The following is a 13,288-nucleotide window of genomic DNA, read 5'->3' on the forward strand; positions in this document are numbered from 1 at the left end:
GTTACTTTTGGTTTCTTGATAAATAATGGAATCGACAATCCTAATTGTTTCATCAATGCGCTCTCTTGCAGTGGTTACGATCTACCGCGTATTTTACAAGTTTTTTGGACTTATTCAGAGTTTCCTTGAGTATATTTGCCGGTAAGAGCTAACGAGTCTTCGTGTTATTGTGCATAAAGATGAAAGAATATTGTAATCTAATGGGCATCAGAAGATAGTTGGAATGTTTCTTTAAACTATATGCTTATAATATTTTCTGTATGTTTAGTGTAAGATATGGTTTGTAGGATACTGTATTTTAAATTGGAATTATTTCTATGGATTATTCCGCTTGAACTCTTGCCGTCATTATTCTGGATCACTGTTCTATTTCTAAACCAATGCTATGACTCGCGATTTGATAGGCCCAACAGATTTCCCTAACCGTGAGGCGACGATTCCTGTTTCCACTATTCTGAGCGAGGGGCAACTAAGTGAATTGTTCGACGGTATTAAAGATTTGATTCAGAGTGTTGCACCGGACGGACGTTTTCTCTTCGTGAATCGTGCTTGGCGCGAAGCACTTGGATATTCGGTGGAAGAAGTCGCTACGTTGAATATCTTTAACATCATTCATCCGGATTGCCATGCACATTGCCAGAAATTTATGGAACGGATCATGGCGGGTGAGGATGTTGGATTAATCGAGGTGCCATTCCAAACAAGGGATGGGCAAATCATCGTTGTAGAAGGTAACGTAAGTTTATATTCTATAGACAATAAACCCATTGCCACGCGCGGTATATTCCGCAACATCACCGAGCGCAAAGCAGCAGGGGCAGAAATCCTGGCACTCAAAGAAAATCTCGAACACACAGTGATGCAGCGCACCGCTGAGTTACAAGCCAGTGAAAGGCGTTTTCGCAATCTTGTCGCAAGTATGCCGGGTGCCGTGTATGAGTTCTGTGTTGATGCGACCGGTCATCGCACGCTTCCTTTTATGAGTGAGGGCATTGTTGATTTAGTTGGATGTTCTGCGGCCGTATGCATGGCGAATGTTGAGATTTTGTTTCAACGGATACCTGGTTACGCTTTGCCGGGCATGGAAGCATCCATTCGTGATTCAATGGAAAAGCTGACACCATGGTTTTATGAGTTTCCTGTACAAACTTCCGCGGGTGAGAAATGGATACGCGGTCACGCGATACCGCAACGAGAGGGGGATGGCAGTACGCGGTGGAATGGTGTATTTGTTGATATCACTCCGCAAAAACAACTGGAAATAGCGCTTCGCAATAATGAGCAGCTTTTCCGTAGCCTAACGGAAGTAGCACCGGTCGGTATTTTTCGTACCGATGTGGCGGGTAGATGTCTGTATGTGAATGAGCGTTGGTGCAGTATGGCCGGTATGGATGTTGTGGCGGCTACAGGTGATGGATGGACTAACGCTATTCATCCGGATGACCGGAAAAAAGTGATCGATGAATGGAATGCGGCCGTGAAACATCATCAGCAGTTTAGGTGCGAGTATCGTTTGCAAACTGAAGAACAAATAGTTACCTGGATCCTGGGTTTGGCACAAGCAGAACGCGGTCAGAGTGGAGATGTACTGGGTTATGTGGGTACGATTACCAATATTACCGATCAAAAAATGAAAGAATCGGAACTGGCGGAATCGCGCAACTTGCTTAAAACTATTGTGGATACAATGCCGGCACGTATTTTCTGGAAAGATAAAGAATCCCGTTATTTGGGTTGTAATCCTGTTTTTGCTAAAGATGCAGGGATAGGATCACCTCAGGAAATTATCGGTAAAGTGGATTACGATTTAAGTTGGACGAAGGATCAGGCTGATCACTACCGGAATGACGATCGGCAAGTGATCAATTCAGGAATTCCGAAACTGTACTATGAAGAACCGTTGAATAATGCCTCCGGAGAAACCATTTGGATCGAGACCTCCAAAGTACCGCTGATGAATACAAATCATGAAATCATTGGAGTGCTGGGTATCTATCAGGATATTACGCAGCAGAAGCAAGCGCACGATTCGATGCGTCTTGCGGCCACTATTTATCAGTCGAGCAATGAGGCCATCATGGTCACGGATGAAAACAACCGGATTATACAAATTAACCCGGCTTTTACGCGGATGACCGGTTACGAGATTGCAGATGTTATTGGCAAGGATTCAACGATATTGCGATCAGGATGGCATGATGAAGCTTTCTATCAGAATATCGGGGGCAGGCTTGTAAATGAAGGCTGCTGGCAAGGAGAAATCTGGGATCTGCGCAAGGACGGTATTGTTCACGCCAAATGGCTTAGTATTAATGTTATTCGCCATCTGGATGGCCGTGTTCATTGCCATGTTGCACAGTTTTCGGATATCACCGAGAAGAATAAAAAAGATGAAATAATCCTGTCGCAGGCTAATTATGATCAATTGACTGGCTTACCTAACCGTAATTTGTTCAAGAATCGTTTGGAACTTGAGATCAAGAAATCGTATTGCAATGAATCGACACTCACCGTGCTGCTTCTGGATTTGGATCACTTTAAAGATATCAACGATACGTTGGGTCATGACAAAGGCGATGAATTGCTGCGAGAAGTTGCCTCGCGTATCAAACTCTGTCTAGACCAATCGGATACGGTTGCGCGTCTGGGTGGAGATGAGTTCGCGGTTATTGTAACGGATTCTGCCGACAATCCTCTGCAGGTTGAAGCGCTTGCCCGTAAGATTATTCAGGAACTGAACAAACCGTTTAATTTTAGCCACAGTCAGATTAATCATTATATTTCCACCAGTATCGGAATCGTCTCCTATCCCCAGGACGGAGCTGACATAAAAAGCTTGATGAAACATGCAGACCAGGCGATGTATGCCGCAAAACTGCAAGGTCGTAACCGTTTCTGCTACTTTACTGCTTCCATGCAGCAGGAAGCGCATGAAAAAATGCTGCTTATTCATGATCTAAGGCAAGCAATCGCAAAAAATGAACTGCACGTTTATTATCAACCGATCCTGGAGTTATCCAGTGGACGTATTATCAAGGCGGAAGCACTGTTACGCTGGAAGCACCCGCTGCGTGGTATGATCAGCCCGGCTGTATTTATACCATTGGCCGAGGAAAGCGGTTTGATCGTGGAAATCGGAGAGATGGTGTTTAGACGATCGATTGTCCTGATTAATCAGTGGCGGCAGGAGTACGGACATACAATTCAAATTAGTGTGAATGTATCCCCTATCCAGTTTAAACACATGAATAATGGCAACTGGTTCGATCACCTGAATAAAATGGGGTTGCCTGGAAATTGCATTAACGTGGAGATCACCGAAGGATTATTGTTAAAAGACTCTTCTGTTGTGCAAGAGTACCTGTTGGAGTTTCGCAATAATGGAATAGAGGTTTCCATTGATGATTTTGGCACCGGCTTCTCCTCGCTCTCTTATTTAAAGAAGTTTGATATTGATTATCTCAAGATAGATCGTTCTTTTATTAATCAGTTGATGGACAATGCAACAGATCGGGCACTGGTAGAAGCCATTATTGTAATGGCGCATAAACTGGATATCAAAACCATAGCCGAGGGCGTTGAAACCAAAGAGCAGCAGGATTTGCTGATTCATTTTGGCTGCGACTATGTACAAGGCTTTCTTTATTCGCTCCCGATTGCGCAGCAAGCGTTTGGGCAGCTGCTTGTCGAACAGAACAGCCGGATCAAGGCATAAAGACTACTATCGATCCTGATTGACTCGATCCCATGCTATGGGATCAATATTTTCAGCAAAATTGTATTTTCTTGTAACCGGCTCAGGCCGCGTTCTTGAAAACGCGGATTTTGATCAAACACATCCTGCTGTGACAACAATGTGATCGCGGCGTACGGTTGATAAAGTGCAGTAACTTCATCCATTGAAACTGCAAACGGCGGGCCGGGCATTTCATGCTGGGGGTAGTCGAGTGTGACGAGCAGGATTTGCGTTGCAGGCGGTAGAATAGGCAGCAGATGGTGCGTATAGCGTTTACGCATTTCCGGCGGTAATGCGATCAATGCCGCGCGATCGTAGACCGCAGCAACTTTTGCTACATCATTTTTATCCAAATCAAAAAAATCACCGCACAAAATGTGCATATCATTTGCTTCTAGATGGGTGAATGGATCGTGCACCCTGCATTGGGGTGTCAGGCCATTCTCTGCAAAAAACGCTTTGGCCGCAACGATACTTAATTCGACACCCAGAACCGTATGTCCTTGTTGATGCAGCCAAAGCATATCGCGGCTTTTGCCGCACAATGGCACAAGCACCGTACTACCCGGAGCAAGCTGCAAGCTCTGCCAAAATTGACACAAATACGGATTGATTTCATTTTGATGAAAACCGATATCTTTCCGTTCCCACCGATCTAGCCAGTATTCTTTCTGCATTATGGGTTCTTTTGCTGTCGTAGGTGGTTGTACTATCGATTAGAATAACCGATATCGCTTTGCAGCAAGGCTCTGATGTCGCCAAGCGGGAAAATTTTTTCATGATTATTTTATTCCTGGATAACGAAAAGTGCCTGTCCGGCAGAGACATATCCGCCTTGTTTGCAAAATATTTTCCGCACGGTGCCAGTGAGCGGCGCGTCTACCGGGAATTCCATTTTCATCGATTCGATCATAATAACCGCTTTGCCTGCATCTACACGGTCACCTTCTTTGATCAGCAGCTTCCAAACTGTACCCGTTACTTGGGAACTGACAGCTTGTGCGCCCGGTGGCAGATCTAGTTCGCTTTGGGTATCCGCTTCGTCGAGCGTATTTTCACTGACATACTGTGATTGACCATTGGCTTCCCAGCGCTGCCGTTCGGCTTCAAACGCAGCTTGTTGAGTGGTTTTGAATGCGGTGATGCCGGCTGCATGCTGTTGTAAGAAAGCGTTGTATTGTTTCAGACTCAGAACACTTTCTTCGGTACGCAGTTTGAAGCGCCCGCTAATGAAATCCTTACGCAGCTTGAGCAGTTCACTTTCACTGACCGGATAAAAGCGGATTTGATCAAAGAAACGCAATAACCAGGGTTTGCCTTCCTTGAAGTCGGCCGTTTGACGGTAGCGGTTCCACATGGGTATTGTACGCCCGACAAATTGATAACCGCCGGGGCCTTCCATCCCGTACACACATAAATAGGCACCCCCAATGCCGACAGCATTCTCGGGCGTCCAGGTACGTGCCGGATTGTATTTGGTGGTGACAAGGCGGTGACGCGGATCCAGGGGCGTGGCTACGGGTGCGCCCAGATAGACATCGCCCAGCCCCATAACCAAATAGCTGGCTGAAAATACAATATGTTGAACATCCTCGATATGTTCCAATCCATTAATGCGGCGGATAAATTCAATATTGCTGGGGCACCAGGGGGCGTCGCTGCGTACCGATTGCATGTATTTCTCGATGGCCAATCGTGTGGCGGCGTCATCCCAGGATAGAGGCAAGTGGATGATGCGCGACGGCACTTCCATGGCATCGATAGCGGGCAGCTTGCTTTCCCCTGCAATCAGAAGATCCAATAAAGTATCGCGAGCCAGCCGGTTGGAATCAAAATGAATCTGTAGCGAACGAATACCAGGCGTCAGATCCAGAATCCCGGCCAGCTCCCCGGCTTCGATGCGTTGCTGTAGCCAGGTCATCAAAGCATGCGCGCGAAAGCGCAAATTCAGATCGAGCACGGGTGGGCCATATTCAATCAACAGATATTTATCGCCGGATTGGCGGTAAGTGACTTGAACTTGCCCTGAGTGCTCGGGAATGCGATGCAGAACTGGGCTGCCTGGATTTCTGGAATGAGCGCTGGTAACAGGAACCTGATCAACACGAAGCTGCTGAATAAGCAGATTCTGCTGTTTTTCCAGTGCAAGCGCTTGTTCTATCGATATTGGATGGAAGCGAACACTGTCTCCTGGTTTGAGTTGTCCGGTTTTCCACAATTCCGCATGGGCGATGGTGACCGGACAGACGAAACCGCCCAGACTGGGACCATCAGGACCCAGGATAATCGGCATATCGCCGGTAAAATCGACGGCGCCAATCGCATAGGCGTTATCGTGAATGTTCGATGGATGTAATCCGGCTTCGCCGCCGTCGGATCGCGCCCATTGCGGTTTAGGACCAATCAAACGGACACCCGTGCGGCTGGAGTTATGATGTACTTTCCATTCAGCGGCAAAAAAATGCCCGATATCCGCTTCCGTAAAGAAATCAGGTGCGCCATGCGGTCCAACCAACACGGCGATTTCCCAGTGATCCGTATAGCGCGGGATCAATTCCTGCGATAAATGTTGAGAAAGATGAGGCTGAGAAGGTTGTAAGGGCTGAATATGTAATACATCGCCAACGCGCAGCACACGCCCGCCATGTCCGCCGAATTGACCGAGCGTAAAAGTGGATTTACTGCCCAGATAATCAGGTACCTGAAAACCGCCTTGCACAGCCAAGTAGACCCGGCTGCCCGATTGCTTCACTTTGCCAAATTGCAAAAGCGCACCGGCTTTGACGAAGTGAGATTGCCATTGGGACAATGGTTCACTGTCCAGTAACCCATCAATGGGTGCGCCGCAGATTGCGATGATGCTGTCACAATTAAAGCGCAGCGTCGGGCCTGCCAGGGTGATTTCCAATCCAGCGCTATCTTCAGGATTGTTGATCAGCCGATTGGCAAGACGAAAAGCCAAACTATCCATCGGTCCGGAAGGCGGAACGCCGACGTTCCAGTAACCGATTCGTCCTGGATAATCCTGTATCGAGGTTTGTACGCCCGCATTCAGGACATCGATACTGTGCGGCTGATAATGGAAGCCATTGAGGAATTGCGTATACGGCTGTCCGCTGCGAAACACGGCGCTGTGCAGAATTTGTTTGAGATACGCCAGATTGGTTTCGATTCCCTGCAACGATGTGTCTTCCAATACGCCCAGCAGCTTGGCGATTGCTGTGTCACGATCAGGTGCATGTACAATGATTTTTGCCAGCATCGGATCATAAAATGCGGATACCTCAATGCCGCGCTCGACCCAAGTCTCCACACGTGCTGCAGTAGAAAATTCCGCTGCAGTCAGTATGCCGCTGGAAGGCTGGAAATCTTTGGCAGGATTTTCAGCATAAACCCGTACCTGAATGGATGCGCCATTGGGCTTGATAATGAAAGAGTCGAGCGAAGGGAGCTCGTCTGCGGCTTGCCGTACCATCCATTCCACCAGATCGATACCGGTGACTTCCTCAGTCACGCCATGTTCAACCTGTAGGCGCGTATTGACCTCGAGAAAATAAAATTGACCGCTGGCGGCATCGAAAATATATTCAACGGTGCCAGCGGATTGATAATGAATGGCTTTTCCGAGGCGTACCGCAGTGTCCAGCAAAGCCTGACGCAGATGCGGCGGGAGGTTGGGTGCGGGTGTTTCCTCAATGACTTTCTGGTTGCGCCGTTGCATGGAACAGTCTCGTTCTCCCAGTGCAACGACCTGGCCTTTGCCGTCACCAAAAATCTGTACTTCTATATGGCGTGCCCGGTCGACAAATTTTTCCAGGAAAAGACCAGCATCCTTGAAATTGTTTTGTGCCAGATTCTTGACCGATTCATAAGCACCGATCAGTTCATCCTGATTCCAGCACAGGCGCATGCCGATGCCGCCGCCGCCTGCGGTGCTTTTCAACATGACCGGATAACCGATATGCTTAGCCTGATGACACGCCGCTTCAAGGTTTTCCAGCAAACCGGTACCCGGCAGCAGCGGTACCCGGTTTTTCAATGCCAGCTCGCGCGCGGTATGTTTTAAACCAAAGGCGCGCATTTGTTGCGGAGTAGGGCCGATAAAACAAATGCCATGCGCAATACATTGTTCAGCAAAGTCGGCTTTCTCACTGAGGAAGCCGTAGCCAGGGTGGATGGCTTGCGCGCCTGCTTGCTGCGCAATTTCCAATATTTTATCGGCGCGCAGATAACTCTCAGCCGCAATGCCGCTGCCGATACAGTAAGTTTCATCCGCTTCGGTCACATGGCGCGATAAGGCATCGGCTTCGGTATAAACCGCCACACTTTTTACGTTCATGCGGCGCAGCGTGCGGATAATACGGCAAGCAATGGCGCCACGATTGGCAATCAAGATTTTTTCGAACATAGCGTTATCCTTTTTCTTGATGAATCATTAGCTGGGCTCAGTTAATCCAACTCGATTAATTCCTTACTGAGAGTCCCAGACCAATAGACGGATCGGCGTCGGGTTATAAGCATTGCAGGGATTGTTCAATTGCGGGCAATTCGAAATCAATACCAATACATCCATTTCAGCCTGCATTTCTATGTACATGCCGGATGCGGAAATGCCATCGACAAATTCCAATCCGCCTGCTTCAGTCACAGGCACGTTCATGAAAAAATTGATGTTGCTTGGCAAATCACGCTTATTCATGCCGAGTTGCTGGCAAAGCGGGTCATGCGCCAGGGCATGCAAAAAGTTGTCACGGCAACTGTGCATCGGGAATTTTTCCAGCGCATAGCGTACCGTATTGCTTTCTGCCGCACAGGCGCCGCCCAGTGTGTCGTGGCGCCCGCAGGTATCGGCTGCGATCGTGAGCATGACATTGCCCAGATTGGAGTAGAGCTTGCTGCCAGTGGTTAAATAGAGTTTATTCTGGGCGCGTATCGTATCGGTTGCGCTGTAGCGTTCCACAGCATTATTCGCGTTAAAAAACAACGTATCAACGGCTTGATTGCCTTCCAGATCGACAATGCGGAAAATTTGCCCTTGCTTAACGAGCTTGACCCAAGGTTCCCCAGCCGCACAGATCTCATCGATTACGGCGTGATGGGGATCAAGCGGACTTGCAATGAGATAAGACGTATTCATTTTTCGTCTCCACAATAAAAATGTTGTGTATTCTTTAATGCACGGGTATTTTCTGCACTATGCAGACACTCTGCGATAGCTTCCACAGGCGTGTTAAATGCCGCCAGATTGACTGCGCCAGGTTGGTAAGATGCCTTGGGATCCAGTGGATGCGGTGCGGCCGATAACACTACCAATGTATTCATCACAAAACTCAAATCAACATAATCACCTGCCTTGCTGTTCCCTGGCTGGAAAGTTAGCTCACCGGAAACATCCGCAGTTACCTTACTGAAAAAATTGATGGTCGATACGACGTCACGCATCCCTAATCCCCACTTACCCAATTCGATCAACATGCCATCCAGACCACTGCGAGCCATCTCATTGCGGTGTTCTTGGTAGCGTGCAACACCGTATTTATGCCGGATTAAATTGCTATCACTCAGGCCGCATACCGTGTCGTTCCAACCGGCTGTGTCGGCTGTGATACAACAAAAAATCCGCCCCATGTCGGAATGACAGGCATGCCCTTTGGTTAGGCGGAATGTGTGCTGCGATTTCAGCGTGTCGGCCATATTGTAGCGTTCGAGTTTTTCTTCCTGATTAAAAAACAAAACAGCTGCATTTGCACCGCCCTGTACATCGGTCAGACGTAACGTTGTGCCACGACGCAGGATGCCAGACCAGTGGCATCCGCCTGGAATGGATTGTTCCCAGATCAATGTGTTGGGTTGATTCATGATGAACTCCTTATTGAAAATGATTTCACTTAATAGCTATCCATTTTTTGCAAAGGATATACAGCGTAGTGATCGTTAAAATGCTTCCTAATACCAGCGGAGTGGCCCACAATTGCCACCAGGGCGCATCCGCTGAAATCGCGTAGGGACGCGGCCAGGCGATATTGATGAGTTCAAATAATGACCAGATAAATGCCAGGCTATTGATGACCAATCCCCATGCGCCCAGTTTTAATTCGCCCAGTGCAGGATTCCACCGGCCTGTGAGCCGGGCAAACAATGCAAAGCCCGTGGTGAACGCGAACATGGCGTATAAACCGCCGGTACCGAAAGCGATGATGGTGGCCACGGCATCGTCATTGAGTCCAAACACCAATCCACAGCCAGCCAGCAGAACGGTAAAGAGAACCGCATTACGCGGTGTTTTGCTCGCCGTTACTTGACTCAGCACCCCCGGCATATTGCCTTCTCGCGCCATGGAAAAAACAATGCGCGAAGTGTATTTGACCATGGACGCACCGCAGGCCAAGAAAGCAGTCATCACAATGGCCAGGAAGGGTTGCTCGAACCAATCGCCAATGCTGCTGGCGATCAAGGGGGTAACCGGATCGGCCGTATGGCTGGAATTTTTTAATGTGCCAGGATCAAAGGCCAAAATCAGCGCGGCTGAATTGAATAAAACGACTGTGCCGACAACGAGTAGCGACATAAAAATTGCCCGTGGCACCATGCGTTTCGGTTGATGGGTTTCTTCCGCGGTGGTGGAGCACGCATCAAAACCGATGAAAGCCCAACCGGCAATGGCCAGTGCCGCCAGGAAAGCAGCTATTTCACTGGGTGCTGTTCCGGTACCCATGTGCTGGAACAATTCCATGACAGGATGCTGACGGAAGAAAAGAAATAATAACAGCGCCACGCCGAATGACCCGACGACTTCCGCGTAAACACCCAGTTTGATCACTAGATTGAAAATACTGACAGGGGCTAGATTGAGTAATGTGCAGATAAGCAGAAATATCACACCCCAGAGCACCATCATGCCGCCGCCATCACCCGGCGATCCGCAAAAAGTGGCCAACCAGAAGCCGCCGGTATAAGCGGTCGTAGTGACCATGGCGATGGTGGAGCAAATATAAATCACGCCGGCATATTGCCCGGCGATCGCGCCGCCGAGTTGCCGCGCCCATTTATAGGCACCGCCAGCAATCGGGAATTGTGAAGACAACTCCGCGTAAACAGTCGCCACCAATAACTGCATGAGCAAACAGACCGCCAGCGCCGCAAACCAACCGCCACCGGCGACAACAGTTTGCACACCGATGATGGCATACAATCCGGCGACCGGCGAGACAACCGCAAAACCGAGCGTGAAACTGTGCCATACACTCATGCTGCGATTGAGTGTATCGCTTGTCCCATGGACATCTTGCGAAGTAGCAATTTGTTTTGTTGAACCTGACATAACCAGTCTCCATGCAAAAGGGTTTACCGGGATTGTAATGTACTTCTCGAGTACATTACGCTTAACCTCCCGGGCTTTTATCCCTCCGTGGAGCCTCGTTATCACGAGACCGGAAACTCTTGGACCTGACGCCGTAGATAACACCGGCCGGAACCCTAGTTTCCCATTGAATTACTGCTTTTTGAGTTGCTATGCTGCCAATCGTTCAATTGGCATTTTAGAAAGCGAGTAACAAGGGCATTTTAAGTTTGTATTCTTGAAAAAGCAATTGGATGTTATGATTTACACTGTTATTGTATGGATTTGCAAAATTGCAAGACTTAACGCCGACATAGACACCAAAGCTTGTTTGTGTGCTCAATATAAAACGTTATGCTGAACAACAAAGTGAGTATTTAATATTAAATCAAAGAATGCTGGATTACGCCCGACCACCAATTACTGAAGCTGTAATAGAGATCCGAATGAATAATATCGTGGATCAAGACGTTCTTAAGAAGATTGCTGGAAAGCTTAATAAAAACTATTATCCAGATAAAAAAGAAAACATAGAAATAAATTTTAGCCTAGCATTTAACCCAAAAGATGGCAAACAAGAGTCTTCAGTCCAACCTAAACAAACAGGCTATCGCCTAGCTTCTGTTGATCAAACCGAGATTGCAATTATCGCACCACAGGTTCTGACCATAGCGCGGCTTGCACCTTACCCTGGATGGGACAAATTCTATGAAAGAATGGCATTTGCATGGAAAATTTGGAAAAGAATTGTCAAAGTACAAGATATCAACCGGATTGGTATTCGCTATATTAATAGAATTGACATACCAGTCAATGAGTTCCAGAATATTAGCATTATGGATTATTTGAACTTTTATCCGAATGCCCCTATTTTCTCTGGATTCCCGATGACAGATTATCTTATCCAAGTTACGATCCCTACACCTAACCCATTGTGGATAGCAAACATTACTTCGTTTATTCATCAACCACCAGTATTGGTTGATACGATTTCCCTAGTGCTTGATATTGATATTTATAATACTGAAAAAGTACCACTTGATGACAAAGGTCTAATATCAAGACTTGAGGAAGCTAGAGAATTAAAGAATCTTGTATTTAAACAGTGTATAACATCGAAAACAGAGGAGTTATTAAACTGATGTCGACTATAGCTGCGACCCAAAATATTTCTTTCCCTGGATTTGATAATCGGTCCTCTACAGGAAGCGGTAGTGAAGAGATATCGAATCTGTTTAACAAGGCACGCAAAGGATTACGTCTTATTAGGCCAGCGCACCAACAATATCAACCCCAGGTATCAGAGACACTTGAAGATAGGCTCGATCACACCAAAGCCCTTTGCAAAAGAAAGACAGCAGAGGTTGCCATGTATTTGTCGGAGGATTTTAGGAAAGGCTTTTTTCTACAGATAGATAATTTAATAGATGCTGAGAATTGGGAAGAAGATGATAAACCCATTACTGAAGCATCATTTACGACATTATTACGAATGCTTATCCTCATAAACCCGGATCTCAGACCTGGACTCGGTTCCACTAGTCAAGGTAATATTATCGCGGCATGGACAAAAGACAAAGACCAGCTAACAATAGAATGTTTGCCTGAAGATAAGGTTCGCTGGGTTTTAAGTCGTCAGTTCAATGGAATTCGAGAGAGCGCTGCTGGGGAAATCCTATTAACTCGCCTACTTGCTGCCTTGGCTCCTTATAGCCCAGGTAATTGGTTTGACAATGACCCTCAAGAAAAATGATGTAATTCCAAATGACAACCATGGCATGCGATATGTTCCATGGAATCGACTTCGAAAAGATGAGAATGATAATGTTATTGGTATCCTTGGTGAAGCTTTTGCTTTGCGTGATGGCGAAGAAGGTATTTCATCAACCTGGCTCGAGTATTTCCCAGGTAATCAAGTATCCCAGATAACCCAAGCAGTTCATAAAAATCGCAAATGCCTTAAAGTTACGCCAAAGAGTGGCTTTGCCATAGGCAAAGTAGAAGATATCTTGTCGGAATGTAATAAAAATAACAAAAGTAAGAAAGTTCGAGTTGTTTATATGCCAAATAACTGTAATAAAGCCCACATTGAAATCAAACCAATGCCCTGTAATGATGCATTATTGCTTGAACTCTTGGCCTCGGACGCTTGGTCACAGTTAATATTAAACAGAGATATTCCATAAGCGCGGTAGGTTGGGGTGACGATAGGA

9 protein-coding genes and 1 riboswitch are annotated in these 13,288 nt (G+C 47.0%); of the genes, 4 read left to right on the forward strand and 5 right to left on the reverse strand.

The features are described from left to right. Positions 1-385: 385 nt before the first annotated feature. Complete coding sequence (locus tag QZ942_RS12710; RefSeq protein ID WP_292996167.1) at positions 386-3,715, forward strand: EAL domain-containing protein; 3,330 nt, start codon at positions 386-388, stop codon at positions 3,713-3,715. A gap of 35 nt (positions 3,716-3,750) precedes the next feature. Here the strand turns inward: QZ942_RS12710 and QZ942_RS12715 are convergent, their stop codons facing one another. The 5 genes from QZ942_RS12715 to QZ942_RS12735 all read right to left on the reverse strand — a co-directional run bounded on the left by QZ942_RS12715 (position 3,751) and on the right by QZ942_RS12735 (position 11,057). Next, positions 3,751-4,413: a thiopurine S-methyltransferase gene (locus QZ942_RS12715; RefSeq protein ID WP_292996169.1), complete on the reverse strand. Its 663-nt coding sequence runs from the start codon at positions 4,411-4,413 to the stop codon at positions 3,751-3,753. A gap of 110 nt (positions 4,414-4,523) precedes the next feature. After that, positions 4,524-8,144: an urea carboxylase gene (gene uca / locus QZ942_RS12720; protein ID WP_292996171.1), complete on the reverse strand. Its 3,621-nt coding sequence runs from the start codon at positions 8,142-8,144 to the stop codon at positions 4,524-4,526. Between the two features lie 63 nt (positions 8,145-8,207). Next, positions 8,208-8,873: an urea amidolyase associated protein UAAP2 gene (locus QZ942_RS12725; protein ID WP_292996173.1), complete on the reverse strand. Its 666-nt coding sequence runs from the start codon at positions 8,871-8,873 to the stop codon at positions 8,208-8,210. Further along, entirely contained in the window at positions 8,870-9,595 is a 726-nt protein-coding gene (locus QZ942_RS12730; protein WP_292996175.1) for an urea amidolyase associated protein UAAP1, read from the reverse strand. The genes QZ942_RS12725 and QZ942_RS12730 overlap by 4 nt, the downstream gene beginning before the upstream one ends. A gap of 25 nt (positions 9,596-9,620) precedes the next feature. Further along, the gene (locus QZ942_RS12735) at positions 9,621-11,057 is read right to left on the reverse strand and encodes an APC family permease (RefSeq protein WP_292996177.1); all 1,437 of its coding nucleotides are present in this window, start codon (positions 11,055-11,057) and stop codon (positions 9,621-9,623) included. A 64-nt stretch (positions 11,058-11,121) separates the two neighbouring features. Continuing rightward, positions 11,122-11,227: riboswitch (guanidine-I (ykkC/yxkD leader) on the reverse strand. A 183-nt stretch (positions 11,228-11,410) separates the two neighbouring features. On the opposite strand from QZ942_RS12735, the gene QZ942_RS12740 reads away from it, so the two are divergent. Genes QZ942_RS12740 through QZ942_RS12750 form a run of 3 tightly spaced genes read left to right on the forward strand, consistent with a single transcriptional unit; the run spans position 11,411 to position 13,261 of the window. Next, a complete protein-coding gene (locus QZ942_RS12740) occupies positions 11,411-12,217 on the forward strand; it encodes a TIGR04255 family protein (RefSeq protein ID WP_292996179.1) in 807 nt (268 codons plus the stop codon). Beyond that, positions 12,217-12,828 (forward strand): hypothetical protein, encoded by a 612-nt coding sequence (locus QZ942_RS12745; RefSeq protein WP_292996181.1) that lies wholly within the window; start codon positions 12,217-12,219, stop codon positions 12,826-12,828. The genes QZ942_RS12740 and QZ942_RS12745 overlap by 1 nt, the downstream gene beginning before the upstream one ends. After that, on the forward strand, positions 12,803-13,261 hold the full coding sequence (locus QZ942_RS12750; RefSeq protein ID WP_292996183.1) for a hypothetical protein: 459 nt from the start codon (positions 12,803-12,805) through the stop codon (positions 13,259-13,261). The genes QZ942_RS12745 and QZ942_RS12750 overlap by 26 nt, the downstream gene beginning before the upstream one ends. Positions 13,262-13,288: the final 27 nt, after the last annotated feature.

It is taken from the genome of Nitrosomonas sp. (assembly GCF_021731985.1).
GTDB lineage: Bacteria > Pseudomonadota > Gammaproteobacteria > Burkholderiales > Nitrosomonadaceae > Nitrosomonas.

Coding starts and splice junctions, on each gene's coding strand:
- QZ942_RS12710 (WP_292996167.1), top strand. CDS start 386: ATGACTCGCGATTTGATAGGCCCAACAGATTTCCCTAACCGTGAGGCG.
- QZ942_RS12715 (WP_292996169.1), bottom strand. CDS start 4,413: ATGCAGAAAGAATACTGGCTAGATCGGTGGGAACGGAAAGATATCGGT.
- uca (WP_292996171.1), bottom strand. CDS start 8,144: ATGTTCGAAAAAATCTTGATTGCCAATCGTGGCGCCATTGCTTGCCGT.
- QZ942_RS12725 (WP_292996173.1), bottom strand. CDS start 8,873: ATGAATACGTCTTATCTCATTGCAAGTCCGCTTGATCCCCATCACGCC.
- QZ942_RS12730 (WP_292996175.1), bottom strand. CDS start 9,595: ATGAATCAACCCAACACATTGATCTGGGAACAATCCATTCCAGGCGGA.
- QZ942_RS12735 (WP_292996177.1), bottom strand. CDS start 11,057: ATGTCAGGTTCAACAAAACAAATTGCTACTTCGCAAGATGTCCATGGG.
- QZ942_RS12745 (WP_292996181.1), top strand. CDS start 12,217: ATGTCGACTATAGCTGCGACCCAAAATATTTCTTTCCCTGGATTTGAT.